The organism is Streptomyces sp. NPDC057963 (genome assembly GCF_042887155.1).
In the GTDB taxonomy this organism is placed as follows: Bacteria; Actinomycetota; Actinomycetes; order Streptomycetales; family Streptomycetaceae; genus Streptomyces.
Genome location: NZ_JBHVPX010000003.1, coordinates 237,110 through 262,342 on the forward strand (window position 1 = coordinate 237,110; position 25,233 = coordinate 262,342).

24 protein-coding genes and 1 pseudogene are annotated in these 25,233 nt (G+C 72.1%); 7 read left to right on the forward strand and 18 right to left on the reverse strand.

Going from position 1 to position 25,233, the window contains the following annotated elements; translation table 11 throughout:
- Nucleotides 1-165: 165 nt before the first annotated feature.
- From ACFVT1_RS08140 to ACFVT1_RS08180, 9 genes are all read right to left on the reverse strand, one after another.
- Nucleotides 166-858 carry an ABC transporter ATP-binding protein gene (locus ACFVT1_RS08140; protein WP_389793539.1) on the reverse strand — a complete coding sequence of 231 codons (693 nt, stop codon included), beginning with the start codon at nt 856-858 and terminating at the stop codon, nt 166-168.
- On the reverse strand, nt 851-1,768 hold the full coding sequence (locus ACFVT1_RS08145; protein ID WP_389793540.1) for an ABC transporter ATP-binding protein: 918 nt from the start codon (nt 1,766-1,768) through the stop codon (nt 851-853). Before ACFVT1_RS08145 ends, ACFVT1_RS08140 begins: the two co-directional genes overlap by 8 nt.
- A 137-nt stretch (nt 1,769-1,905) precedes the next feature.
- Nucleotides 1,906-2,763, reverse strand: coding sequence for an ABC transporter permease (locus ACFVT1_RS08150; RefSeq protein WP_389793542.1), 858 nt, complete (start codon nt 2,761-2,763; stop codon nt 1,906-1,908).
- Entirely contained in the window at nt 2,756-3,721 is a 966-nt protein-coding gene (locus tag ACFVT1_RS08155) for an ABC transporter permease (protein WP_389794060.1), read from the reverse strand. Before ACFVT1_RS08155 ends, ACFVT1_RS08150 begins: the two co-directional genes overlap by 8 nt.
- A gap of 23 nt (nt 3,722-3,744) precedes the next feature.
- Nucleotides 3,745-5,346 carry an ABC transporter substrate-binding protein gene (locus tag ACFVT1_RS08160; RefSeq protein WP_389793543.1) on the reverse strand — a complete coding sequence of 534 codons (1,602 nt, stop codon included), beginning with the start codon at nt 5,344-5,346 and terminating at the stop codon, nt 3,745-3,747.
- A 175-nt stretch (nt 5,347-5,521) separates the two neighbouring features.
- Entirely contained in the window at nt 5,522-6,652 is a 1,131-nt protein-coding gene (locus ACFVT1_RS08165) for an acyl-CoA dehydrogenase family protein (protein ID WP_389793544.1), read from the reverse strand.
- Nucleotides 6,649-7,836 carry an acyl-CoA dehydrogenase family protein gene (locus tag ACFVT1_RS08170; RefSeq protein ID WP_389793545.1) on the reverse strand — a complete coding sequence of 396 codons (1,188 nt, stop codon included), beginning with the start codon at nt 7,834-7,836 and terminating at the stop codon, nt 6,649-6,651. Before ACFVT1_RS08170 ends, ACFVT1_RS08165 begins: the two co-directional genes overlap by 4 nt.
- Nucleotides 7,833-8,801: an NADPH:quinone oxidoreductase family protein gene (locus ACFVT1_RS08175; protein WP_389793546.1), complete on the reverse strand. Its 969-nt coding sequence runs from the start codon at nt 8,799-8,801 to the stop codon at nt 7,833-7,835. Before ACFVT1_RS08175 ends, ACFVT1_RS08170 begins: the two co-directional genes overlap by 4 nt.
- Nucleotides 8,802-9,009: 208 nt before the next feature.
- Nucleotides 9,010-11,691: a beta-N-acetylglucosaminidase domain-containing protein gene (locus ACFVT1_RS08180; protein ID WP_389793547.1), complete on the reverse strand. Its 2,682-nt coding sequence runs from the start codon at nt 11,689-11,691 to the stop codon at nt 9,010-9,012.
- Between the two features lie 260 nt (nt 11,692-11,951).
- Between ACFVT1_RS08180 and ACFVT1_RS08185 the strand changes: the two genes are divergently transcribed.
- The 3 genes from ACFVT1_RS08185 (at nt 11,952) to ACFVT1_RS08195 (ending at nt 14,572) form a co-directional block, all read left to right on the forward strand.
- Nucleotides 11,952-13,346 (forward strand): rhodanese-like domain-containing protein, encoded by a 1,395-nt coding sequence (locus tag ACFVT1_RS08185; RefSeq protein WP_389793548.1) that lies wholly within the window; start codon nt 11,952-11,954, stop codon nt 13,344-13,346.
- A 123-nt stretch (nt 13,347-13,469) separates the two neighbouring features.
- Nucleotides 13,470-13,829 carry a rhodanese-like domain-containing protein gene (locus tag ACFVT1_RS08190; protein ID WP_389794062.1) on the forward strand — a complete coding sequence of 120 codons (360 nt, stop codon included), beginning with the start codon at nt 13,470-13,472 and terminating at the stop codon, nt 13,827-13,829.
- Entirely contained in the window at nt 13,826-14,572 is a 747-nt protein-coding gene (locus ACFVT1_RS08195) for a sulfite exporter TauE/SafE family protein (RefSeq protein WP_389793549.1), read from the forward strand. The genes ACFVT1_RS08190 and ACFVT1_RS08195 overlap by 4 nt, the downstream gene beginning before the upstream one ends.
- A gap of 54 nt (nt 14,573-14,626) precedes the next feature.
- Here the strand turns inward: ACFVT1_RS08195 and ACFVT1_RS08200 are convergent, their stop codons facing one another.
- Nucleotides 14,627-14,905 (reverse strand): metal-sensitive transcriptional regulator, encoded by a 279-nt coding sequence (locus tag ACFVT1_RS08200; RefSeq protein WP_389793550.1) that lies wholly within the window; start codon nt 14,903-14,905, stop codon nt 14,627-14,629.
- A gap of 100 nt (nt 14,906-15,005) precedes the next feature.
- Here ACFVT1_RS08200 and ACFVT1_RS08205 point away from each other — a divergent pair, with 100 nt between their 5' ends.
- A complete protein-coding gene (locus ACFVT1_RS08205; protein ID WP_389793551.1) occupies nt 15,006-15,578 on the forward strand; it encodes a rhodanese-like domain-containing protein in 573 nt (190 codons plus the stop codon).
- 68 nt (nt 15,579-15,646) lie between these two features.
- Here the strand turns inward: ACFVT1_RS08205 and ACFVT1_RS08210 are convergent, their stop codons facing one another.
- Nucleotides 15,647-16,942: an alpha/beta fold hydrolase gene (locus ACFVT1_RS08210; RefSeq protein ID WP_389793552.1), complete on the reverse strand. Its 1,296-nt coding sequence runs from the start codon at nt 16,940-16,942 to the stop codon at nt 15,647-15,649.
- A 106-nt stretch (nt 16,943-17,048) separates the two neighbouring features.
- Between ACFVT1_RS08210 and ACFVT1_RS08215 the strand changes: the two genes are divergently transcribed.
- Entirely contained in the window at nt 17,049-18,212 is a 1,164-nt protein-coding gene (locus ACFVT1_RS08215) for an ABC transporter ATP-binding protein (RefSeq protein WP_389793553.1), read from the forward strand.
- Nucleotides 18,213-18,319: 107 nt separating this feature from the next.
- Here ACFVT1_RS08215 and ACFVT1_RS08220 read toward each other — a convergent pair whose 3' ends face one another.
- Both ACFVT1_RS08220 and ACFVT1_RS08225 read right to left on the reverse strand, forming a co-directional pair.
- Nucleotides 18,320-18,598 carry a DUF2087 domain-containing protein gene (locus ACFVT1_RS08220; protein ID WP_389793554.1) on the reverse strand — a complete coding sequence of 93 codons (279 nt, stop codon included), beginning with the start codon at nt 18,596-18,598 and terminating at the stop codon, nt 18,320-18,322.
- A 148-nt stretch (nt 18,599-18,746) separates the two neighbouring features.
- Nucleotides 18,747-19,087 (reverse strand): annotated as a pseudogene (locus ACFVT1_RS08225) (FAD-dependent oxidoreductase); the annotation flags it as partial.
- 140 nt (nt 19,088-19,227) lie between these two features.
- On the opposite strand from ACFVT1_RS08225, the gene ACFVT1_RS08230 reads away from it, so the two are divergent.
- Entirely contained in the window at nt 19,228-20,202 is a 975-nt protein-coding gene (locus ACFVT1_RS08230) for an acetylxylan esterase (protein WP_389793555.1), read from the forward strand.
- A gap of 15 nt (nt 20,203-20,217) precedes the next feature.
- Here the strand turns inward: ACFVT1_RS08230 and ACFVT1_RS08235 are convergent, their stop codons facing one another.
- The 4 genes from ACFVT1_RS08235 to ACFVT1_RS08250 form a co-directional block, all read right to left on the reverse strand.
- Nucleotides 20,218-21,171, reverse strand: coding sequence for an ABC transporter substrate-binding protein (locus tag ACFVT1_RS08235; RefSeq protein ID WP_389793556.1), 954 nt, complete (start codon nt 21,169-21,171; stop codon nt 20,218-20,220).
- Entirely contained in the window at nt 21,168-21,845 is a 678-nt protein-coding gene (locus ACFVT1_RS08240; RefSeq protein WP_389793557.1) for an ABC transporter permease, read from the reverse strand. The genes ACFVT1_RS08235 and ACFVT1_RS08240 overlap by 4 nt, the downstream gene beginning before the upstream one ends.
- On the reverse strand, nt 21,842-22,519 hold the full coding sequence (locus ACFVT1_RS08245) for an ABC transporter permease (RefSeq protein ID WP_389793558.1): 678 nt from the start codon (nt 22,517-22,519) through the stop codon (nt 21,842-21,844). Before ACFVT1_RS08245 ends, ACFVT1_RS08240 begins: the two co-directional genes overlap by 4 nt.
- 124 nt (nt 22,520-22,643) lie before the next feature.
- Nucleotides 22,644-23,117 (reverse strand): winged helix-turn-helix transcriptional regulator, encoded by a 474-nt coding sequence (locus ACFVT1_RS08250; RefSeq protein WP_389793559.1) that lies wholly within the window; start codon nt 23,115-23,117, stop codon nt 22,644-22,646.
- Nucleotides 23,118-23,213: 96 nt separating this feature from the next.
- On the opposite strand from ACFVT1_RS08250, the gene ACFVT1_RS08255 reads away from it, so the two are divergent.
- Nucleotides 23,214-24,458 (forward strand): MFS transporter, encoded by a 1,245-nt coding sequence (locus tag ACFVT1_RS08255; protein WP_389793560.1) that lies wholly within the window; start codon nt 23,214-23,216, stop codon nt 24,456-24,458.
- A 302-nt stretch (nt 24,459-24,760) separates the two neighbouring features.
- On the opposite strand, the gene ACFVT1_RS08260 is transcribed toward ACFVT1_RS08255, so the two are convergent.
- Nucleotides 24,761-25,207 carry a nitroreductase family deazaflavin-dependent oxidoreductase gene (locus tag ACFVT1_RS08260; RefSeq protein WP_389793561.1) on the reverse strand — a complete coding sequence of 149 codons (447 nt, stop codon included), beginning with the start codon at nt 25,205-25,207 and terminating at the stop codon, nt 24,761-24,763.
- Between the last annotated feature and the right edge of the window lie 26 nt (nt 25,208-25,233).

A 25,233-nucleotide genomic window follows, 5' to 3' on the forward strand; every position in this document is an offset into this window, starting at 1 on the left:
CGGCACCTGGTCACGTACCCCTCGAACCGCTCCGCGTCGAACGCGCCGACATCGAGTCCAAGCTCCACCGACCGGCCATGCTGCCCCTCCCCTTGAATCCGCTGAATCCGCCGGACGCGGGATCGCTCCGGTGCCTCCGTGGTCGGCTGCGGGGAGGGCATGCCCTCATCCGGCCGGGCTCAGTGCCTCTTCCGGTGTGCCGTGCCCGGAGACTTCCTGCCAGCCGACGGTACGGTCGCACCAGCGTTCCAGCAGCACCCGGTCGTGGCCGACTGCGAGCAGTCCTGCCCCGGACTCGCGTCGGTAGGACTCGACGACCGCGACCAGCGCGGCTGTCGTCGACGCGTCGAGCATGGCCGTCATCTCGTCGCAGATCAGCCAACGCGGCCGCAGGACCAACGCCCTGGCCAGGCAGGCGCGCTGGAGCTGGCCGTCGCTCACCTCGTGCGGACGCCGGTGCAGCAGTTCGGCGGTGAGGCCGACGTCCGGAGCCAGCTCGGCGACCCGGTCCGTCACCTCCGAGCGCCGGCCGGTCGCACGCAGCGGCTGGGCGATGAGTTCACGCAGGCTGAGCCGGGGATCGGCCGAGAGCCGGGGCTGCTGGAAGACGACACCGACGGCGGTGCGCTGGGCCCGCGGGGCGCGGTGCCGCCAGCCCCGTACCGGTCGGCCGTCGAGAGTGACCGTTCCCGCGTCCGGGCGGTGCAGCAGGGCCGCAACCCTGGCCAGGGTCGATTTGCCGCAACCGCTCGGGCCCAGCAGTCCGACGGCTTCCCCCGGTCCGATCGTCAGTGAGGCGTCGCGGACCACGGGATCGCGGGAGTCGTATCCGGCCGTGACACGGGTGAGTTCAAGCATGGGCGGACTCCTCCGCGGCTGTCCGCACACCGTGGTGGCAGGCGAGACGGCCGTCGAACGGGGGTGGGACGGAGCACTGTTCGTCGGCGCGGCCGCAACGGGCCGCGAAAGCACAGCCGTCGGGGAGCGCTCCGAGTTCCGGCGGCATTCCGGGGACGGGTGCGAAGGCACGCTCCGGCAGGGCGTCGAGGAGTCCGCGGGCGTACGGGTGGCGCGGTCCCGGCTCTCCGAAGAACGGTCCGCCGTCGGCGAGTTCGACGATGCGGCCCGCGTACATCACGGCGACCCGGTCGGCGATCCGCTCGGCGGCCGCCAGGTCGTGGGTGATGATCAGCAGCGCCCTGCCACCGTCGGTGTGCCGGCGCAGTTCGTCGACGGTCCGCTCGACCAGGTCGCGGTCGAGTCCGGTGGTCGGTTCGTCGGCCAGGAGCAGGGGCGCGTCGCCGATCAGGGCGAGCGCGGTCGCGGCACGCTGGGCGAGGCCGCCGGAGAGTTCGTGCGGGTACCGGTCCAGGTGGCCGGCCGGGAACGCGGCACGCGCGGCGGCCTGCTCGGCCGCGGCGCGCAGGGCGGGCTTGCGGCTGCCGGTCAGCTCACGGAGGGTCTCCTCCAGTTGGGACCGTACGGTGCGGACCGGGGTGAGGTGGGCCGCGGGGCTCTGCGGTACGAGTCCGACGCGGCGTCCCCGTACCGTGCGGGCGAGGGTCCGTTCATCGGCGGTGAGGAGATCGGTACCGTCACCGAGCACCGCCGACCCCGCGGTCCGCGCGTTGCCGGGGAGCAGGCCCAGCAGCGCGGAGGCGAGTACGGACTTGCCGCAGCCGCTCTCGCCGACCAGGGCCAGGCACTCCCCCGCCGCGAGCTCGAAGTGTGCGTCGCTGACGGCCGCGACATGGCGCCCGCCGCGCATCCGGAAGCGTACGGAGAGCCCGCGGACGGAAAGGACCGGAGGCTGTGATTCCGATGTCTGCGGGTCCGGGGTCCGAGTGCTCGGGGTCCGAGTACTCGGCGTCTGCGGGTCCGGGACCTGCGGGTTCGGGGTGCTCTTCACAGCATCAGCTCCGATCGGCGGCGCGGGTTGATCCTCTCCCGCCAGGCACCGGCGAGACCTGCCAGGGCGAGGGTCGGAATGATCAGGAACAGACCGGGGAAGAGCGTCGGCCACCAGTCCCCGGCGAGCAGCGAACCGCGCGCGGTCTGCACGAGGTTGCCGAGGCTCGCCTGGTGGGTGGGCAGCCCGAGCCCCAGGAAGGAGAGCGCGGACTCGTGCCACATGGCGTGCGGCACCATGAGTACCGCGGCAAGGCCCGCCTGCGGGAGGACCGCGGGCAGCAGATGCCGGACGACGACCCGGGCGCGCGAGGCGCCGCCGGAGATCGCCGCGTCGATGTACGGGCGCGAGCGCAGCGACAGGACCTCGGAGCGGACGATGCGGGCCGTCGAGAGCCAGTGGGTGAGGGCGACGGAGACGATCACCGGGCCGACGCCGGGCCGGAACATCGCGACGATGAAGATGCCGAGCAGCAGATGCGGGACGGAGGAGAAGGTGTCCACGAGCCGCATGACGATCCGGTCGGTCCAGCCCCCGAACGCGGCGGCGAGCGCACCGACGGCGGTCCCGATGACGGTGGCGGTGAGTCCGGCGACGATACCGACGAGCAGCGAGACGCGGAGCCCGTAGACGCAGCGCAGGAGCAGATCGCGGCCGACGTCGTCGGTGCCGAACGGGTGCTGCCAGGAGGGTGGCCGGAGTTTGGCCGCGAGATCGACGGCCTGCTGGTCGAGCTGGACCAGGGGCGGTACGAGCAGGATCGCGAGCAGCACCGCGGCGACGATCCCGGCGGAGCTGACCACCCGGATGCGGCGGGTGGTACGGCGGGCGGATCCGAGGACGAGTTCAGCCATCGAAGCCCACTCTCGGGTCGGCGATCGCGTACAGCAGATCGGAGAGGAGGTTGCCGAGGACGACCGCCGCGGTGGCGAGCACGGTGAGCGCCGCCAGCAGTGGGAAGTCGACGGAGGTGGCGGCCTGCACGGTGGCGGCGGCGATGCCCGGCCAGCTGAAGACCGTCTCGACGAGCAGGGCGCCGGTGATGAGCTCGGGAACGCGGGAGCCGATGAGGGTGAGCATGGGCAGCATCCCGGAGCGCAGGGCGTGGCCGAGCAGCACGGTGCGTTCACGCAGTCCGCGGGCGCGGGCGCCGCGTACCGGGTCCTCGCCCAGCGCGTCGGCGACGCCCTGGCGTACGTAGAGGAAGAACCAGGGAAGTTGGGAGATCCCGAGCACGGCCGCGGGGAGCACCAGATGGGAGGCCACCTGCCCGAAGGTGACGGTGTCGCTGGCCGCGTCGGTGAGTCCGCCGGCCGGGAGCACATCGAGTTCGAGGGCGAAGAACCAGATGGCGAGCAGTCCGAGCCAGAAGGCCGGGGCGGCTTCGAGGGTGTACGCGGCGGAGCTGACGCACCGGTCGAGCAGGCCGCCGGGCCTGCGTGCGGCCAGGACACCGAGGCCCGTGCCCAGGACGACGGCGAGGAGGAAGGCGGTCGCGGCCAGCAGCACGGACCAGCCCAGGCGTTCGCCGATGACGTCGGCGACCGGCTGGCGCATCACGCTGGAGTCGCCGAGGTCGCCGCTCAACGCGGAGGTCAGCCAGTTCCACCAGCGGGTCACGAGGGGCTGGTCGACACCGAGATTGGCTCGCAGCTGATCGAGGTTCTCCTGCGAGGCGGTGAGACCTGCGGTGCCCGCGTACGCCTTGACCGGGTCGAAGGGGGAGGCGGCGGCGACGGCGAACACGCCGAACGTCACGGCGGCCAGGACGGGGACGGCGAGCAGCACCCGCCGGCCCGCCATCCTGCCCATCGGCCCCCAGGGGAGGCGGTGGTTCACTTCTTCGGCGTCCAGTCCTCGACGTTCCACCACGGACCGGATGCCAGGCCGTGGTCGTGCGGTTCGACCTGGGTGGTGAGGGCGCCGAAACGGTCCTTCACGACGTAGAGGTGGTCGATGTGGGTGAGGAAGGTGTAGCCGGGGTTCTTCACCAGTTCGCGCTGGACGGTGTCGTAGGCGGCCTTGCGCGCGGCCTTGTCGCCGCTCCTGCGTCCCGCTTCGAGGGCCTGGTCGACGGCCTTGTTGTCGTACCAGGCCATGTTGTTGAAGCCGTCGCCCGCGAGCGAGGACTTCAGCAGGGTGTACTGGTCGAAGTCGGGGTCGGCGGGCGAACCGCCGCCCGCGAGGACCGCGTCCTGCTTCATCCGGGGCTCGATGACCTCCCAGGTCCCGGCCTCGGTGGTGATGTCGATGCCGGCCTTCTTGGCGTCGGAGGCGTAGGCGAGTGCGTGGTCCTGGCGGAGCTTGTCCCCGGTGAGGTACCAGAGCGGAAACGCGGCGCGCACGCCGTCCTTGCTGCGGATGCCGTCCTTGCCCGGCTTCCACCCGGCGTCGTCGAGGATCTTCTGCGCGGCGGTCAGGTCGTGGGCGCGTTCGGTGCCCTTCGCGAACCACTCGCTGTCGGTGGGTACGGGGCCGTAGGCGGGCCTGCCCTCACCGTTGAGGATGGAGGCGACCATGGCCTCGCGGTCGACGGCGACATCGAGGGCGCGCCGGATCGCGGTGTCCCCCGCGACCTTGTTGTGGGTGGGAAGGGTCACGGTGCGGTAGTCGTACGTCGTGGCGGCGTAGGTCCGGGTGCCGCTGCCGCGGGCGAAGCCCTTGGCCAGGTTCGGCGGCAGGATCGCGCCGTCGAGTTCGCCGGAGCGCAGCCGGGTGGCGCGTACGTCGTCGTCCTTGATGATCGCCATGGTGAACTTCTTCACCTTCGGCGCGCCGCCCCAGTAGTCGGGGTTGGCCCGGAAGCTGAGCTTCTCGCCCTTGGACCACTTGGTGAGGAGGTACGGTCCGGTGCCGATGGGACGGGTGGTGAAGGCGCCGGTGTTGACGTCCTGCCGGCCCGCGACATGTTCGGGGGCGATGGGCAGAACGGTGCGCTGGGCGAAGGGTGCGTAGGGGTACTTGAGCGTGAAGACAACCGTGTCGTCGCCGGACGCCTCGACACTCCGCACCGCGTCGAGTTCGGTGCGGGAGGCGTTGTTGGTCTTCTCGTCCAGGATGGTGCGGTAGGTGAAGACGACGTCCTTGGCGCCGAACGGCTTCCCGTCGCTGAACTTCACGCCCCGGCGGAGCTTGTACGTGTACGTCAGTCCGTCGGCGCTCACCGCGGGCAGCGCGGTGGCGAGCGCGGGCCGCAGTCCCATGTGCGCGTCGAGGGCGAGCAGCCCGTCGAAGATCTTGGAGTTGCCGTCCTTGCCGTAGCCCAGCAGCGGGCTGAGGCTGTCGGGCTCGTAGGCGATTCCGACCACCGCCGAGTCCCCCGCACCCGAACCGGAGTCGCCGCCCGAGCCACCCGGCTGTGAGCAGGCTGCCGCGGTCAACGACAGCACGGTCGCCAGTGCCACGGCGACCGCTCCCCGTATCGATCGGCCCGTCATACTCTGCACATCCCTTATTGAAGATCGACTGTTATTGCGAACTGATCGCAATTAAACAACAGGTAAAGGGATGCCCGGTACCACGCCGGACGACCGGAACAAGGGAGCGGAGGTGCGTGGACACGCACCTCCGCTCCCAAGTCCCCCAGCGCCGCGGGCCGTTCGTTCTCCTCTCCTACGGCGCGGGCAGTTCGGCCAGCTCGGCGATCACTTCGCGATGGTGCCCGGCCGTCCCGTACGCGATCGAGTCGGCCTTGGCTCGCTTGAGATACAGGTGCGCCGGATGCTCCCAGGTCATGCCGATGCCGCCGTGCAGCTGAATGCACTCCTCCGCCGCGCGCACCGCGGCCTTCGAGCAGTACGCCTGGGCCACGGCCACCGCCACCGGAGTGTCGGGGCTGCCGGTCGCGAGGGCGTCCGCGGCGTTGCGCGCCGCGGCGCGGGCCGACACCACGTCCAGCCAGATGTGCGCCATGCGGTGTTTGAGAGCCTGGAACGAGCCGACCGGCCGGTTGAACTGGTGCCGTTCCCGGGTGTACCGGACCGTCTCGCTCAGGCACCACTCGGCGATTCCGAGCTGCTCGGAGGCGAGCAGTCCGGCGCCTGTCAGCAGCCCCCGGCGTACGGCGGAGACGGCGGCCGCGCCGTCGGCCAGGCGGGTTCCGGCGGCCCCGGCGAGGGTGGCGGTGGCGAGCGGACGGGTCAGGTCGAGCGGGACGAGGGGGGCGACGGTGACCCCTGCGGCGGCGGTCTCCACCGCGTACAGGCCATCGGTCGTGGGCACCAGCAGCACATCGGCCGCGGACGCGTCGGCGACCCCGGTCACGGTCCCCTCCAGCACGCCGGCCACGACGCCGGCCGGTTGCGCCGCGCCGGGCTCCGGGGCGGAGAACGGCACGGCGAGGACCGCGACCTTCCGTCCGGCGGCGAGGTCGCCGAGGAGTTCGGCGACCGGTCCGTCCTGTGCTCCCAGTCCCAGAAGTGTCTCGGTGGCGACGACCGCGCTGGTCAGGTAGGGCGCGGGGGCGACGCTGCGACCCAGTTCCTCCAGCACCACGGCGGCCTCGCGGTGGCTTGCGCCCTGCCCGCCCAGTTCCTCCGGCACCAGCAGTCCGGCGGCGCCGATGCCGGCGGCGAGGGCCTTCCAGAGCTGCGGATCGTACGGCGTGCCGGACTCGACGCGGGCGAGCACCGCCGTCGCGTCGCACCGGTCGGCGAGCAGCGAACGCACGGCTGCCCGCAGATCCTCCTCGGCCTCCGAGTACAGCAGGTCGGGCGCCTGGGATTCTTCGGTCGGTACGGTCATCGGGCCAGGTCCTTCCAGGGGACGTCCTTGTCGTCGCGCGGCTCGGCGGGCAGGCCGAGGACGCGCTCGGCGACGATGTTGAGCAGCACCTCGCTGGTGCCGCCCTCGATGGAGTTCCCCTTGGAGCGGAGATAGCGGTAACCGGCGTCACGTCCGGTGAAGTCGACGAGCTCCGGTCGGCGCATGGTCCAGTCGCCGTACAGCAGACCTTCCTCGCCGAGGAGTTCGACTTCCAGGCCGCTGATCTCCTGGTTGAGGCGGGCGAAGGCGAGCTTCATGCCGGAGCCCTCGGGGCCGGGCTGTCCGGCGACGAGTTGCTGGCGCAACCGGATGCCGGCGAGCCTGGCGACCTCGGCCTCGACCCAGAGGGTCAACAGGCGCTGGTGGAGGTCGTGGGTACGCAGTTCGGGGCGTTCGCGCCAGGTGCGGGCGACCGGTCCGATCATGCCGCCCTCGCGCGGGACGCGTGCCCCGCCGATGGAGACCCGCTCGTTCATCAGGGTGGTCCGGGCCACCTTCCAGCCTTCGCCCACCGGGCCGAGACGCCTGCTGTCCGGGATGCGTACGCCGGTCAGGAAGACCTCGTTGAACTCGGCCTCGCCGGTGATCTGGCGCAGCGGCCTGACCTCGACGCCGGGGTCGGTCATATCGCAGATGAAGTAGCTGATGCCGCGGTGCTTGGGCCGGTCCGGGTCGGTGCGGGCGATGAGGATCGCCCAGCGGGCCAGATGGGCGCTGGACGTCCAGACCTTCTGTCCGTCGACCACCCATTCCTCGCCGTCGCGGACGGCCCGGGTGCCGAGGGCCGCGAGGTCGGAGCCGGCGCCCGGTTCACTGAAGAGCTGGCACCAGACCTCCTCGCCGACCCACAACGGCCGCAGGAAGCGCTGCTTCTGTTCGTCGGTGCCGTAGCCGAGGATGGTGGGCGCGGCCATGCCGAGGCCGATGCCGATCCGGCGCGGGTCGTTGTCGGGAGCACCCGCGGCGGCGAGTTCGGCGTCGACGGCGGATTGCAGGGTGCGCGGCGCGTCGAGGCCACCGAGGCCGAGCGGATAGTGCACCCAGGCGAGTCCGGCGTCGAAGCGGGCCCTGAGGAAGTCGGTGCGGTCGGTGGTGGCCGGGGGGTGTGCGGCCAGCAGGCCCTGGGTGCGGCGGCGGAGTTCGGCCGCGTCGGGGGTGGTCATCGGGCGGCTCCTGCCGGGAGGACGACGATCCGGCCGGTGCTGGTGCCGTCGGCGACCCGCTGGACGGCGGCCGCGGCCCCGGCCAGTGGGACCCGCTCGCTGATCAGCGGCTTGATGACACCCTGCGCCGAGAGGCGGGTGAGTTCGTCGTGGCAGGCGCGGACGGCTGCCGGGTCCTGGGCGTTGTACAGGCCCCAGTGGAGCCCGGCGATCGAGTAGTTCTTGACAAGGGCGTGGTTCAGCGCCGGGGAAGGGATGACGCCGCTCGCGAATCCGACGACGATCACCCGGCCCTCGAAGGCGATGCACTTGACCGAAGCGGCGTACGCGTCGCCGCCGACCGGGTCGTACACGACGTCGGCGCCGCGTCCGCCGGTGGCTTCCTTGACGGCGGCGACGATGTTCTCGCTGCGGCGGTCGACGACCAGGTCGCAGCCGAGCTCGCTGGCGGCCTCGGCCTTCTCCGGGCCTCCCACGACGCCGATGACGGTGGCTCCGGCGGCCTTGCCGAGCTGGACGGCCGCGCTGCCGACACCACCGGCCGCCGCATGGACCAGGAGCGTCTCGCCCGCCCGGAGGTGCGCCCGGCGGTGCAGGCCGAACCAGCCGGTCTGGTAGCCGATGTGCAGGGCGGCCGCCTCGGCGTCGTCGAGGGCCTCCGGGGCGGGCAGCAGGGCCGCCTCGTCCGCGACGACGTATTCGGCGAGTCCCCCGTCCGGCAGGGCGGGGGTGGCCAGGACCCGCCGCCCGTCCGGTGTCCGGCCGCAGATCTCCACGCCGGGGGTGAACGGCAGCGGTGGCCGCACCTGGTACTGGCCGCGGCAGAGCAGCGCGTCGGGGAAGTTGACGTTCGCCGCGAGCACCTCGATGAGCACCTGCCCGTCGCCGGGCGTGGGCCGGTCGGTCTCTTCGAGCCGCATCACCTCGCTCGGCTCGCCGTTCCGGTGCACTCGCCATGCCTGCATGAGGGGCCTCCACAACACTGTCGGCATTACCACTGCTCCGGCGCATACTAAGCGGTCGCTTGCCCCTCTGGGAACAACCTGCCGTACCGGTTTCGGCCGGGGGCGCACAGGGAGGCGCCCGGTCCGGCCCGAAGCGGTTCGGGCCGGACCGGGCGTGCGGCCGGTGGAGTCGGCGGGCGGCACCCGGCCGTGATTCGCCGGGCGGCCCTCAGCCCTGCCCGGCCACCACTTCGGCGATCTGCGGAGCCGCCGACCCCGCGTTCCAGACGAGGCGGACGGCGTCGGCCGCACTGTCCCCGCCGGACACCACGGTGTACGGGCCGTCGAGCGCACCGATGGTCCGCCACTCCCCATCGGCACCCCGCAGCTGGATGTCGGCGCGGCCCGCGGCCCCGGCCGGCTGGAGGACGGTGACGGAGCGCACGGGACGCCCGGCGGCGAGCCCCACCTCCAGCGACTCCCCGGCCTCCGGGGCACGGGCCGCCCGGTAGACGGTGCCGGGGTCTCCGTCGGAGGCCGCCCGCAGCGAGGATCCGGTCGCGGCGGGCGGCCCGCCCGTCACCGCACCGTCCTCGGTGGCGACGCCGAACTCCCGTACGACGAGCCAGTTGTCCTGGCCCGCGGTCGCCCGCGCCCGCACATAGCGGGCCTTCGTTCCGGCGGGCGCGGTCGTGGTGACGTACGGCTTCCCGGAGAAGGCGGTGAGCTGCTGCCAGCTCTGCCCGTCGGCCGAGTACTCGAGCACCCCTTCGTGGAGGTAGTCCTCGGTGCTGCCGGGCTTGGTCATGGCGAGGGTGATGTCGCCGATGTCCCGCGCCCGGCCCAGGTCCACGGTGATCCCGTCACCGGCGGCGGGCGCCCCGTCGCTCCAGAAGTAGGTGGAGTCGTCGCCGTCCAGCATCCGCGCGAGCGTGTTGCTCTGGTACGTGCCCAGGCTGGTCGACGCCGAGGGCCGCCCGTTCACCCCGAGGATCCGGTCGTGCTCGGCCATCGCCGCGTCGATGAACCGGTCCAGCACCCCGTCCCCGACGACGACCGGCACCTTGCGGCCGTCGAGGCCGGTGTACATGAAGGACTTCGCCGCGGCGACCTGCGCGGGCAGCCGCTGCCGGAGTTCCCAGGCCCGCGCTCCCTCTCCGGCGCGGGCCGCCTCGACCATGCGCAGGGCGGTACGGGCGGCAGCAGCCCAGGACTCGGTGGCGTCCAGCCAGGGGCCGGAGTCGGCGATGAAGCCGCGGTCCGGGAGGTGGCCGCGCAACCGGTCGGGGGCGGAGCCGAGCGCACCGAGCACCGAGCTGAGCCGCGCGGCGTCACCGGATGTCCAGTAGTCGGCGAACTCCGCCGCCAGTTCGGGGGCCTGGTCCTTGTTGAGGGCCGAGCTGTAGTTGACGTCGGCGAAGGCCCGCAGCGCCTTCTCGGTACGGGGGTCTCCGCCCGCGTACTCCTTCAGTCCCGCGCCCCACGAGGTGCGGGGGTCGTACGCGGCGTCGTTCCAGGCGTAGTCGGAAACGGTGTGGAGCGCGATCTTCGAGGCATACGGCTGGATCATCGGGTTGGCGGTGATCCCCGCCAGCTTGCCGGGCAGCCCCTTCTCCCGCCCGTTGAACGGCCCGAGCAGCAAGCGGTCGGTCGCGTAGTCGTTGACCGGGTAGTTGTCCCAGGTCAGGATCGGGTGGTCGAAGACCGTACGGGCCGCCTGGGCCTGCGCGACGGTCATCGTCGGCGCGACGACACCGACCCCGGTCCATTCGACGAGGACATCGGGGTCGAGCTGCTCGGCCAGCGCCTTCTTGTACGGCGACACGGCAACGTCGTAGTACTCGGTGGGGACCATCTGGAGCGGCTGGGCGCCCGGGTGGGTGGAGATGAACTCCTTGTTCACCCGGTTGAGCAGATGGGCCTGCGCCGCACCCGCCGCACTACCGCCGGTCCCCCACTTCGCCTTGTCCTCGGCGCAGTTCCAGTCGGTGTAGCTGATGTCGTCCAGCGGTACGGCGAAGGTCCGTACGCCGATGTCCCAGATCGTCTGGAACTTGTCCACCAGCGCCTTGGCGTCGGCGTCCGAGCTGTAGCAGACGGAGAGGCCGGGCGAGAGCGCGTAGGTGAACTCCACGTGCCGCTGGACGGCGCGGTCGGTGAGCTCCTTGATCTGGGCCAACCGGTCGGCGGGGTAGGCGTCGCGCCACTTCGCGCGCAGATACGGGTCGTCCTTCGGCGAGTACACGTAGATGTTCATCTTGTGCTCGCCGTAGTAGTCGAGCTGATCGAGCCGGGCCTCGTGCGACCACGGGGTGCCGTAGAAGCCTTCGATGACGCCGCGCAGGGCGGTGCCGGGCCAGTCCCGTACGGCGAGTCCGGCGACCCGGGTGCCCGGATGCTTCGCGCGCGGCAGGACTTGACGCAGCGTCTGCGCGGCGTAGTACGTGCCGGTGGTGTCCTTGCCGGCGAGGACGATGCGCCCGGCGCCGACACCGAGGACATAGCCGTCGGCGGGCAGCGCGGACGGGCCGTCGAGGTGCTGGGCGGCGAGCGCGGCGGAGTCGCCGACATGGACGGTGAGCCCGCCCCTGCCGGGTCTGTCGCTGCGCACGACGCGCTGCGCGCCGGCCCGGCGCAGCGCGGTCTCCACCACCTTCAGGGACGGCTCGTCGGAGACCGGGCCCGCCACCAGGGTGACGGTGGGGCTGATGGTGATCCGGTCGGGCCGGCTCTTCACCGACTGCGGGGTCGGTGTGATGGCGGGCGTTCTCCGCCCCTCGGCGGCCTTCGCCGGGCCGGCGGTCCGGGTGGTGTCGGCTGCCTGGGCGGGCGGCGCGGCGGTCAGCAGACCGGCTGCGAGCAGGGTCGCCGCCCTACCGAACGCGGTGAGACGGGGTGGGCGAGGCGTCACAGGTCCTCCATTGATCACTCAGGTCACCGGAGTCGCACAACACAACAACACTGAATTCAACATCGTGTCGCTTACATGTCAATGGTCTGGACAACATCAACACGTGGACCTGCTGTTTTGCCTTCAGAAGCGATACCCATGCATGCGTGACGGAGAACATCCAGACACTTCACTCGGGCGATAAATACCCCCTGGGGTATGAGTGTTAATCTGAAGAACAGATACCCCCCGGGGTAACCCGAATCGGAAGGAGCCGTGTCATGTTCTTCGTCGACACCATGGAGACGGCGGGCCTCGGCAATCGCAGCTATCTGGCGGGCGGCCGGCGGACCGCCGTGGTCGTGGATCCGCCGCGCGACATCGACCGGGTCATATCGGCGGCCGCCCTGCGCGGGGTGCGGATCGCCGTGGTGGTGGAGACGCATCTGCACAACGACTACGTGTCCGGCGGTCTGGAGCTGGCGCGCGTCACCGGGGCCCGGTACCTGGTGCCGGCCGCGGCGGAGGTCTCCTTCACCCGGGTTCCGGTGGCCGACGGCGACACCGCACCGGTCGACGACGGCCTCGTCCTGCGTGCGCTCGCCACTCCCGGGCACACCCCGCACCACACGTCGTACGTGCTGGAGGAGCACGGTCGCGCCGTCGCCGCCTTCACCGGAGGCTCACTGCTGATCGGCGGTGTGGGGCGGCCGGACCTGGTGGAGCCGCGGCTCACCGCCGCACTGGCCCGCGCCCAGCACGCCTCCGCGCACCGGCTCGCCGACGAGCTCGAAGACGCCGTTCCCGTGCTGCCGACGCACGGCTTCGGCAGCTTCTGCTCCTCCTCGCAGACCGGGGGAACGGCGACGACCATCGGCGAGGCGCGCAAGCACAACGACGCACTGGTCAAGGACGTGGACACCTTCGTCGCCGAGCTGCTCGCCGGTCTCGACGACGTACCCGCCTACTACGCGCACATGGGACCGGCCAACGCGGCAGGCCCCGCGTCGCTCGATCTGACCCCGCCCGGCACGGCCGACGCCGAGGAGATCTCCCGGCGGCTGGCCGCGGGCGAGTGGGTGGTGGACCTGCGCAGCCGGGTGGCGTTCGCCGAGGGCCATGTCGCCGGATCGTTCAATTTCGAGGGCGAGGGACAGCTCGCGACCTACCTGGCCTGGCTGATCCCGTGGGGGAAGCCGGTCACCCTGCTGTCGAGCACGGCCGACGAAGTCGCGCGGGCACAGCGGGAGTTGTCGCGCGTCGGCATGGGCCGGCCGGTGGCCGCGGCCACCGGCGGCCCCGAGGACTGGGTACCCGAGCCGACGGATCTGCGGTCCTTCCGCAGGTCCGACTTCGCGGGCCTGGCGGCCGCTCGGGCGCTCGGCGAGGACCTCGTGGTCCTCGATGTGCGCAGGGACGCCGAACACGGCGTCGGCGCCATCACAGGGGCGGTGCACATCCCGGTCCACGAGTTGCCCCGACGGCTGGCCGAGGTGCCGCCGGGCGTCGTGTGGGTGCACTGCGCGGGCGGGATGCGGGCGGCGATCGCGGCGTCGGTGCTGGATGCGGCGGGACGCGAGGTGGTGGCCGTCGACGACGGCTTCGGTGCGGCGGCAGCGGCGGGCCTGAGCCTGACCGTCCCCGCTCCCGCACCCTCCCCCGCGTCCGTGGCCTGACCGCACGGCATCGGCGCCCGCACCCGCGTCCTCACCCTCACCCTCACCCTCACCCTCACCCTCACCCTCACCCTCACCCTCACCCTCACCCTCACCGGAGGATCGTTCTCCATGCCCTTCCTGATGTCCTTCTTCCGACGCGGCCCCGGCCGCGTGACTCCGGCCGAGGCCGCCCGGCGGGTCGCCGACGGCACGGCGGTTCTGCTCGACGTCCGTGAATCGTCCGAGTGGGACGCCGGGCACGCCCCGGATGCGATCCACCTGCCACTGTCCCGGCTCGCCGGGGGTGCGTCGCTGCCGGACTCGGCGGCGGGCCGTCAGGTGGTGGTGATCTGCCGCTCCGGCAACCGGTCCCGGCAGGCGGCCCGGATGGTCGCCGACCGCGGCTCGCGGACCGTCGACGTCGTGGGCGGCATGACCGCGTGGGCCGCCGAGGGGCTGCCCGTGCGCGACCGGCGCGGGGCGGCGGGAACCGTCGCATGAGCACGCTGATCCTGGCGCTGACCGCCGGGGCGGTGGTGGGGCTGGCGCTCGGCGGGCTGGGGGGCGGCGGAAGCGTACTCGCCGTTCCCGCCCTGATCTACCTGCTCGGCTTCACCCCGGCCGCCGCCACCACGGCCGGCCTGCTCATCGTCATCGCCACATCCCTCACCGGACTGGTCGCCCATGCCGGCGAGGGCAGGGTCCGCTGGCGAACCGGCGGGCTCTTCGCCGCGGCCGGAATCGTTCCGGCCGCGGTCGCCGGGGCCCTGTCCGCGCGGATTCCGTCCGGAGTGCTCACGGCGGCGTTCGCCGGGCTCGCGGTGGTCGCCGCGGTACGGATGCTCCGCCCGCGGACCGGGCCGGCGCCGCAGGACGCCGTGTCCGCCGGGCGGGCCGCGCGGGCGGGCGCCGGGCTCGGCGCCGTGACCGGGTTTCTCGGCGTGGGCGGCGGGTTTCTCGCGGTGCCCACGCTGGTCACCGTGGTGGCCGTCCCGATGAGCGAGGCGGTCGGTACCAGTCTGCTGGTCATCACGGTGAACTCCACGGCCGCTCTGGTCACCCGCCTCGCCACACCGACCGCGCTGGACTGGGCGGTGATCGCCCCGTTCACGGCGACGGCGGTGCTCGGTGCCTGGGACGGGCGGCGCCTGGCCGCGAAGGTGTCCACCGCGGCGCTGCAGCGGATCTTCGGCGCGGCGCTGCTGGCCGTGGCCGTGTTCATGCTCGTCGACGCCGTCGTGTGAGCCGCGGCATCGCCCCCGGCCCCGCACTGCCCCTGCCCCTGCCCGGCTCCTGGCTCAGGCCAGCGAGAGAAAGAGCTTCTCCAGTCGCGCCCGCATCTGGTCGCGGTCCGCCGGCTCGGCGCCGCCGTCGGCCATGCAGTGCTGCAGGCCCGTCGCGATGATCGCGAAACCGGCCCGGTCGAGCGCCCGGGACACGGCCGCCATCTGCGTGATGACGTCCTCGCAGTCCCGGCCCTCCTCGATCATCTTGATGATCCCGGCGAGCTGGCCCTGAGCGCGGCGAAGGCGGTTGAGAACCGATTTCAGTTCGTCGGCCGCCATGTCGAGTTCCACAACATCCTCCTCCTGATACCCCGAGGGGTATTCTAACCTGAATGGGGAAGGAGAGGCCGAGTCCCTCCTCATCCCCGGTGAACGAAAGGAAACACTTCTCGTGACCAGCCCCGTCTCCCTCTCCCCCGCCCAGGCCGCGGCCCGTCTCGCGGAGTTCACCGTCATCGATGTGCGAGCCCCCGGCGAATACGCCTCCGGACACGTTCCCGGTGCCCTGAACATCCCGCTGGACCGCCTCCACGAGGCCGTGCCCGCCCTGAAGTCCGTGGCGGCCCGCGGTTCACTCCTCGTGGTGTGCGCCTCCGGTGTCCGCTCCACCCGGGCATGCGACATCCTCGCGGCGGCCGACATCGACGCCGTGACCCTGTCCGGTGGTACCTCCGCCTGGGAGGGCGAGGGCCGCGATCTCGACCGCCCGGCCGGCGGCCGGGCAACCTGGCCGATGGATCGCCAGGTCCGGCTCGCCGCGGGTTCGCTGGTGGTCGCCGGCCTGCTGGCCGGGGTGCGCTTCCCGGCCGCGCGCTGGCTCGCCGCGGGCATCGGATCCGGGCTCGTCGTCTCCGCCGTGACCAACACGTGCGGGATGGCGGCGGCCCTGTCGAAGCTTCCGTACAACCGCGCCCCGCACTCCGCCGCGAACCTGGACGCGACGCTGGACGCCCTCCAGAGCTGACGCGCGCCGCAACGGGAGGAGCCGGTCACGCACCCCGCGCGACCGGCTCCTCCCGTTGCGGGAACGGCTCAGACCTCGTCCCGGACCAGAGCGAGCAGCCGGTCCAGTACCCGCGGTCCCCCGGCACGCAGCCCGTCGTGTTCGTACTCGTCGGTCACCCAGGTCCGCAGCCCGCGGATCGCCGCCGCCGTGCGCAGCGCGTGACCGGTGTCGACGTACATGTCGTCGTGGTAGACAGCGGCGGCGACCGGCACCTCGTTGGCCGCCAGGCGGTCGAGGTCGTACAGGGGCGCCCAGTCGGTGCGGGAGGCCAGCAGCTCGGCGGTCTCGCGCAGCGGGCGCAGCGCCGGGTCGACCTCGAAGTGCCAGGGGTGGATGCTCTCACCGGTGAAGAGCACCGGTCCGTCGCCCTTGAGCGCGGCGGCCGCGTCGAACTGCGGGAATTCGGCACGGACCCGCTCGGCGGCCCATCCGGTGGGCCGCCCGCCCTGGCCGTAGATCGCCTCGTGCATCAGCGCGTACAGCGGATGTCCGGCGAACGAGCTCGCCGTGCGCATGGCCTCCTGGAACGTGTCGGAGAGTTCGGTGCCGAGCGGCGTACGGACGAAGGCGTTCTCCAGCAGGTAGTGCAGTTGGTGGCTGCCGGTGCCGCTGCCCAGCAGGATGCCGAGGGACTGGAAGCCCTCGGGCGTCAGCCGGTGGCCCGCGCTTTCCGGGCGGTGCTCCGCGAGGTGAGCGGTGATCTCGCGGGCACGCTCGACGTCCTGCGGGTAGCGGGCGTAGTGGGCGGCGACCTTGCGCTCGATCCGCGGGTAGGCGGCCCGGTAGACGTCGTCCGCGTGCGCGTCGAGCGCGGGCAGCCCACCGGTGACGAGGACGGCCCCGAGCCCTTCGGGGGCGGCCGACAGATAGCGGACGGCGCAGAAGCCGCCGAAGGACTGGCCGAGGACCGTCCACGGTTCGCCCCCGGTCAGCCGCGGACGGATCAGCTCGCAGTCGCGCACGATGGCGTCGGACCGGAAGTGGGCCAGGTAGTCGGCCTGCTCGCGCGGACCGCCGCGCAGCGGCAGGGTCTGGCGGTTGGCCGGGGTGGACAGGCCGGTGCCGCGCTGGTCGAGAAGCAGTACCCGGAACTCCTGCACGGCCCGTCCCAGCCATGCCTCGGTGCCGATGAAGCGCCGGGCGCCGAAGCCGGGGCCGCCCTCCAGATAGACGAGCCAGGGCAGCTCCTCGCCGGCCCTGCCGCTCGCCACGGCCTCCCTGCCGAAGACCTCGATCTGCTCACCGCCCGGATCGGTGTGATCGAGCGGGACCGTGAAATAGCGGTCGGTGAAGACGATGCCGGGTTGCCGGTAGCTGCTCACAAGGTGCTCCTGAATCAGATGTGCCGCGGACAGTTCAGCACACGGCCGTGACACGGACAGTCGCGGCCCGTGTGCGGCACGCCCTGAGGCCTCCTACCGTGCAGGCATGATCCGGTTCGAGCAGGTCGGCAAGGTCTATCCGGACGGAACGAGCGCGGTCGACGGACTCTCCTTCGACGTGGCCGAGGGGGAACTGGTGACCCTCGTCGGACCGTCCGGCTGCGGCAAGACCACCACGATGATGATGGTGAACCGGCTGATCGAGCCGTCGTCGGGCCGGATCCTGGTCGACGGCCGGGACATCTCCGGCGTCGACCCGGTGCGGCTGCGCCGCCGGATCGGGTACGTCATCCAGCAGGTGGGCCTCTTCCCCCACCGTACGGTCCTGGACAACACCGCGACCGTTCCCGCGCTGATCGGCTGGAGGCGGGCCAGGGCCCGGGGGCGGGCGGCCGAGCTGCTGGATCTGGTGGGCCTCGACCCGAAGACGTACGGCTCCCGCTATCCCGCGCAGCTCTCCGGAGGCCAGCGCCAACGGGTGGGCGTGGCGAGGGCGTTGGCCGCCGATCCGCCGGTGCTGCTGATGGACGAGCCGTTCGGTGCGGTCGACCCGGTGGTACGGGAGCGGCTGCAGAACGAATTCCTGAGCCTCCAGCGGACGGTCAGGAAGACGGTCCTGATGGTCACCCATGACATCGAGGAGGCGGTCCGGATGGGCGACCGCATCGCGGTGTACGGGGCCGGGCGCATCGAGCAGTTCGACAGTCCGGGGGCCGTGCTCGGGTCTCCCGCCACCCCGTACGTGGCACGGTTCGTCGGTGCCGACCGGGGCCTGAAGCGCCTTTCGGTCACTGCGATCGAGCCCGACGATCTGGAGGAGCCGCCGGTCGCCCGGCTGGACGAACCGGTCCGGTCGGCGGCGGCGCGGCTGAGCGGAGCGGGTGCCCGCTGGGCGGTGGTGCTGAACGGTGAGGGCGATCTGCACGGCTGGGTGTCGGCGGACGCGCTGCGGATCGCCGGGGAGCACGGCACGGTCGGCGAACTGGCCCGCCGGATGGACGCCTGGGTGCCGGTCGGCGCCTCGCTGAAGCGGGCGTTCAGCGAGATGCTCCAGCACGACGCGGGGTGGGTCGCGGTGCTGGACGGCTCACGGTTCCTCGGCGTGCTGACCCCGGCCAAACTCCACGAGGCGCTGCGCCGCTCGGTGGACGCGGACGCACGGGGGGTGGGACGGGACGAGGTGCAGTTCGACTCGGTGTCCGACGCGTAGGACACGGTCGTGGGCGCGCCCCGGCCGATCGGGACACGCCGATGTACGGACGCCCCGGCCGGTCGGGACATGCCGTTGTGCGCACGCCCCGTCCGGTCGGGCCCGTTCTACCGGCCGCGCCGGTAGCTGCTGCCGTCCTTGGGCCGGACCAGCAGACCGGCGACGACCAGATGGCGGCGCAGTGCCGAGCAGTCCTCGTGCACCGTGAGCAGTGCCTCGTTGACCTCGCGCTCGGTGTAGGTCCGGTCCCGCTCGAAGAGCGTCTCGGCGAGGTGGACCAGCAGCTGCTCTCGGCGGGCCGTCCTGCGGGGGATCGCCGTCAGGCGGCCGTGCGAGAAGAGGGCGGCGACCGGGTGCTGCGGACCGCTGGGATCGTTGTGGGGCATGGGAGGGAGCGTCGCAGGCGCCGGGCCCGCGGGCAACGTGATTTCGCATCACCCGCGGGCCGGACGGCCCTCACACCGACCGGGCCACCGCGATGGCCCCCTGGGTCCGGGGCCGGTTCACGGGTGAACTCCGTCCCGGGAGGTGTCAGACGAGCGTGATGCCGGAGTCGAAGACGCCGGGGCGGTGCATGCCCCGGGTGAGGATGCGGCGGAAGCCCCACAGCTCCTTGCCGCCCGCGTCCGCGCTCTGGTCGGCGCCGACGGCGAGCGGGTCGATGTCCGGGTGGGGGACGAAGGTGCGCGGTACGGATTCCGGGGAGCGCGGGTCCGGCGCCTGGAAGCCGAGGAGCGGGCCGGACAGAAGCCGGGGCGGTAGGAGCGCCAGAAGTCGTGGTCGGCGGGGCGGTCGACGGTGTGGTTCTCGCCTTCGTGACGGGAGACCGCGAAGCAGACGGTGACGCCCTGCTGGTTGAGCGGCTGTGCCTGTTGCCGGTCGGACTCCCGTCAAGGGGTCGGGCACCACTTCTTCTCCACGCGAGAACACCCTCCTCGGCGCGCCGTCCGCCCCCGTACGGTGTGATCGGCCATTCCCCCGGTGCTCACCCACCCCGCGAAGAAGGCGGTCCCGCATGTCCCTGTTCGATCTTCCCCTCGACGAGCTGCGCGACTACCGCAGCCGGTCGGTGGAACCGGAGGACTTCGACGCGTTCTGGTCGAAGACCCTCGTCGAGGCCGGGTCCCACGACCTCGACGCCCGGTTCGAGCTGCGTACGGGCACGGGACTCGCGACCGTCGACGTGTACGACGTGACGTTCGCGGGCTTCGGCGGGCATCCGGTCAAGGGCTGGTTCGTGCTCCCCGCCGGCACCACGGAACCGCTGCCGGTGGTCGTGGAGTTCATCGGCTACGGCGGCGGGCGGGGCCTGGCCCACACCCATCTGCTCTGGGCGTCGGCCGGTTTCGCCCACTTCGTGATGGACACCCGGGGTCAGGGCAGCGGCTGGCTCGTCGGGGACACCGCCGACCCGGTGGGCAGCGCACCCTCGTACCCCGGTTTCATGACCCGCGGTATCGAGGACCCGCACACGTTCTACTACCGGCGGGTGTTCACCGACGCGGTGCGTGCGGTGGAGGCGGCGCGCTCGCACCCGCTGACCGACGCGGCGCGCACCGCCGCCGTCGGGGTGAGCCAGGGCGGCGGCATCACACTCGCCGTCGGCGGCCTGATACCCGATCTCGCGGCGATCGCACCGGACGTCCCGTTCCTGTGCGACTTTCCGCGCGCGCTCACCGTCACCGACCGGAACCCGTACCGCGAGGTGGGCAACTACCTCAAGACGCACCGGGGCCGGGCCGAGCGGGCGAGGGCCACGCTGTCCTACTTCGACGGGGTGCACTTCGCCGCACGCGGACGGGCGCCGGCACTGTTCTCGACGGCGCTGGAGGACATGACCTGCCCGCCCTCGACCGTCTTCGCCGCCTTCAACGCCTATGCCCACCGGGACAAGGCCATCGAGGTGTACGACTTCAATGATCACGAGGGCGGCGGGCCGTTCCAGCAGGCCGTGCAGCTGGGCTGGTTGCCCGGAAAGCTGCGGGGCTGATCCGCGGGGCAGCCCTCAGCGGCGCGGGACGAGGCCTTTGGACTCCAGATAGGTGCGTGCCACGTCCTCAGGCAGCCGTCGCCGGCTGTCGACCTGCTTGTCGAGCCGGGCCAGGTCGGCGGTGGTGAGCACGGTGTTGAGCCTGCCCAGCGCTCTGCGCACGCCCTCGCCGCCCGCCCGGGACCGGTTGACGACGGGGACGAGGTAGTCGGCGTTCTGCAGGTGCTTGTCGTCGGCGAGCAGGACGAGACCGAAGGAGTCGAGGGTGGCGTCGGTGGTGGTGGTCAGGACCATCTGGTCCTGACCGCTCTGCACGGCCTTCTTGGCCTGGGTGGTGCCGACCCCCTTGGGGTCCACGGCCGTGATGCGGATGCCGTACGTCTTCTTCAGTCCGGGCGCGCAGTAGGGACGCTGTACGCACTCGTCGCCGGCGGCCAGGCGTACGGGCAGCTTCGACCGGCCCAGGTCGCCGAGCGTCCGCAGGTGGTGCTCCGCCGCGTACCGGGCGGCGACCGCGAAGGCGTTCTGGTCGACGGCGCGCCCGGGGTCGAGGACGGTGAGGCCGCGGGGTGCGGCGAGGGAGCGCAGCGCCTTCATGGTGGTGGCGAGGTCGGGCGAGCCGACGGGGGCCGCGTCGCCACCGTTCTTCTTGGCGTTCAGCCAGTCGGCGAAGGTGGCGGCGTACTCCGGCACGACGTCGATCTGGCCGCTCTCCAGCGCCGGTTCGTAGATCTCGCGGTTGCCCACGGAGATGATCTCCGTGGAGTAGCCGGCCCGGCCCAGCAGAGCCGCGTACATCCGGGCGAGCAGATCGCTCTCGGTGAAACCCGCGGAGCCGATGGTGAGGTGCTTGCTGTCGCCCGGCGGCGCGGTGACCTCGCCCCGGCCCTCCAGGGAGGGCCCGGTGAAGCAGGCGGCCGCCAGCAGGAGCACCGCCAGCACGGGGAGTGCTCTGCGCGGACTCGTCATCCGGGTTCCTCGCCGCGGAACCGTTCGGGGGCGAGCCGTCGCCCCGCTTCGAAGAGCCCTTCGACGATCAGGGCGAAGGCGGCGACGAGGACCGCCCCGGCGACCACCTGCGCCGTGGAGGCGAGGTTGAAGCCCGCGGTGATGATGCGGCCCAGTCCCCCACCGCCCGCCAGCGCCGCGAGGGTGGCGGTCGCGACGAGCTGGACGGCGGCGATCCGTACGCCGGTGAGGATCAGCGGCAGGGCGAGCGGCACCTCGACGCCCAGCATCAGCTGCCGGCCCGTCATGCCCATCCCCCTGGCCGCCCGAACGACATCGCGGTCGACATCGCGCATGCCGACGTAGGCGTTGGTGAGCAGCGGCGGGACGGCGAAGAGCACGAGCGCGACGACGGTCGGCCACTCGCCGTGCCCGCCGAGCGGGGTGAGGAGCAGCAGCACCAGCACGGCGAAGGTGGGGACGGCCCGGCCGATGTTGGAGATGTTGACGGCCAGCGCGCCGCCCCTGCCGAGGTGGCCGAGGACCAGGGCGACGGGCAGCGCGATCAGGCAGCTGATCAGCAGGCAGACCGCGGTGAGGAACAGATGCTGGCCGAGGCGGTTCCAGATGCCGTCGTCGCCGGACCAGTGCGCCGCGGTCGTGAGCCAGGACCAGGCGTCGGCGAGGGTGTTCACGACTGCCTCCGGGTCCAGGGGGTCAGGACGCGTTGCACGAGAAGGAGCAGCAGGTCGGCGGCGACGGCGATGACGACGCACAGGACGGATGCGGTGAGCACCTGGGCCTTGAAGTACGTGTTCATCCCGGAGTAGATGAGATTGCCGAGCCCGCCGTGGCCGACGATCGCGCCGACCGTGACCAGGGAGACCGCGGAGACGGTCGCGATGCGCAGTCCGGCCATGGCCGCGGGCAGGGCGAGGGGAAGCTCCACGGCCAGGAGCAGCCGTACGGGGCCGTACCCCATACCGCGTGCGGCCTGCCTGGTCTCCTCGGGCACGGCGCGCAGTCCGGCGAGGATGTTCCGTACGAGGAGGGTGAGCGAGTACAGGACGAGGCCGGCGACGACGAGCGAGGCGGAGAGGCCGTACACCGGCAGCAGCAGCGAGAACATGGCGAGCGACGGCACGGTGTAGAGGATCGTCGTGACACCGAGGACGGGGCCCGCCGCCCAGCGGCGGTGGCGCGCCGCGAGGGCGAGCGGAACGGCGAGGACCAGCCCGATGAGTACGGAGACGGCGGTGAGCTGAAGGTGCTGGACCACGGCGTCCCAGAGAATCCCGCGCCGGCTGGTCAGATAGGCGCCGCAGAGCCACTCGTTGCGCGCGAGGCAGTCGTCGGGAGGCGCGGTCACCCGTCCATTGGAGCGCGGGGGCCGGGCGGACGCGCGTCCTGATCGGCCGTCCGGGGGCGGCAGGGGTTCGTATGCGTGTGGCGCGACCGGGGCGGCAGGGCTCCGGCACGAGCGGTCCGCCGTGCTATGCGAGCGCCGCCGAGGTGTCGGGGCGTTCGACCTTCCTCACCGTGATGTCGTCGGGCCCGAGCCGGCGTCCGTCGGCCGCGTAGACCTCCAGTGCCCGGGGCGTACGGCCGTGGCGCAGGTCGATCATCTCCGAGTGCGGTTCGCCGGGATCGAAGAAGTGGCCCTCGCCCCACTGCCGCAGTGCCACGATGACCGGGAAGAGGTCCCTGCCCTTGGCCGTCAGCACGTACTCCTGGTGGGCACCGCCGTCGGCCGCCGGAACCATGTCGAGGATCCCGCCCGCGACCAGCTCGCGCAGCCGCGCCGCGAGGATGTTCTTCGCCACGCCCAGGCTGCGCTGGAACTCCCCGAAACGGCGGCTGCCGTCGAACGCGTCACGGACGATCAGGAGCGACCACCAGTCGCCGATCGCGTCGACCGAGCGAGCCACGGGGCAGTCGCTGTCGTTGAGGCGTGTCCGCTTGACCATGCCGTTCCCCTTCGCACCTTTGGTTGCAACATGCTACCAGACGGCATTACGGTCTGCTCGGTAGCAACTTGCAACCATATCGATCGAGGGGCACCCGTGACCGGCAGCGAGAGAACGATCAGGACCGACGACACGAGCGGGGAAACGCCCGCGCGCACCCTGTCCGGACGCACCACGCTGCTCTTCGCGGTCGCGTCCGGAGTGGCGGTGGCCAATGTCTACTTCGCGCAACCCCTTCTGGTCACCCTGGGCCAGGACTTCCGGATCAGTGCGGCGACCGTCGGCATCGTCGTCACCCTCACCCAGATCGGCTACGGTCTCGGGCTGTTCCTGCTCGTACCCCTGGGCGATCTGGTCGACCGGCGGAGCCTCGTCGTGACTCAACTGGCGCTTCTCGCGGCCGCACTCGTCGCCACCGGTACGGCGGCCACCGCGCCGGTCCTGCTGACCGCCCTGGCCGCGGTGGGCTTTCTCGCCGTGGTGACCCAGACGCTCGTGGCCTTCGCGGCATCACTGTCCGCCCCGGACCGGCGCGGCCGCGCAGTCGGCCTGGTCACCAGCGGAATCGTCATCGGAATCCTGCTCGCCCGCACGGTCTCCGGTGCGCTGGCCGACCTCGCGGGCTGGCGGTCGGTCTACCTCGCCTCGGCGGCCCTGACCCTCGCGCTCACCGTGGCCCTGTACCGGGTGCTGCCCCGGCGGTCGACACCGCCCGCCTCCATGCGGTACGTGCAGCTCCTGCGTTCGACGCTCACGCTGTTCGCCGAGGAACGCGTACTGCGTGTCCGCGCCCTGCTCGCCCTGCTGATCTTCGCCGCCTTCAGTACCCTGTGGAGCTGCGTCGCGCTCCCGCTGAGCAATCCCCCGCTGTCGCTGTCGCACACCGCGATCGGAGCGTTCGGCCTCGCGGGGGCCGCGGGCGCGCTCGCGGCGGCTCCGGCGGGGCGCCTGCACGACCGCGGTCTCGCCGGGTGGACGACCGGCACCGCACTGGCCCTGCTCACCGTGTCGTGGCTCCCGCTCGCCCTCACCCGGCAGTCGCTCTGGGCGCTGGCGATCGGTGCGGTCGTCCTCGACCTCGCCGTCCAGGCCGTCCACGTGACCAACCAGAGCCTGATCTACGCGGTGCGTCCCGACGCAGGAAGCCGTCTGATCGGCGGCTACATGGTCTTCTACTCGGTCGGCAGCGCCACGGGCGCCCTCGCTTCGACGACCGTCTACGCGATGGCCGGCTGGGGTGCGGTGTGCGTCCTCGGCGCCGCGATCAGCGCACTCGCGCTCCTCGTGTGGGCGGTGACCCGCGAGGGCACGGCCGGAGCGTCCGCAGCTTCCGGTGGATGACGGGCGCCGACCGCGCCTGCGCGGCACACCCGGGGGACCGACGGGCCTCACCGACGCGGGCTGGACCGGGAGGCGGAGCCCGGACCGTCGTACCTGGTCCCGGGGGCGGGCGGTCCCGAGGACAACTTCACCATCCGCAAGCGCCGTTCACGGCCCGGAACCCGACACGGCTCGCCGGGATGCCGAAGGGCGCGAACGGCATCCCGGCCCGGAGCACCGCTGACGGTTGTCCCCGGACTCGCACGGCCGCGGCCCGGGAAAGGCGCGGCGCGCGTCCGGTCCGCGCCTCCCCCGGGCGGTCGTCAGTGCGGCTCGGGCGCCGGTTCCAGGACGAAGACCGGAATCTGCCGATCGGTCTTGAGCTGGTAATCGGCGTAGTCGGGGAACGCCTCGACCGCGCGCTGCCACCACAGGGCCTTCTCCTCGCCGGTGATCTCACGGGCGTTCATGTCCTGGCGGACGGGGCCGTCCTGCAGTTCCGCACGGGGGTCGGCCACGAGGTTGTGGTACCACACGGGGTGCTTGGGGGCGCCGCCCTGCGAGGCGACCACGGCGTACGTGCCGTTGTGCTCGACCCTCATGAGCGGGGTCTTGCGGATCTTGCCGCTCCTGGCACCGCGGGTGGTCAGGATGATGACCGGCAGGTCCCGCATCGTGGTCCCCTCCATACCGCCGGAGCCCTCGAACAGCTCGACCTGATCGCGAACCCACTGCGCGGGGCTCGGCTCGTACTCGCCCTTGAGAGGCATGGCATCTCTCCCATCGTCGACATGCG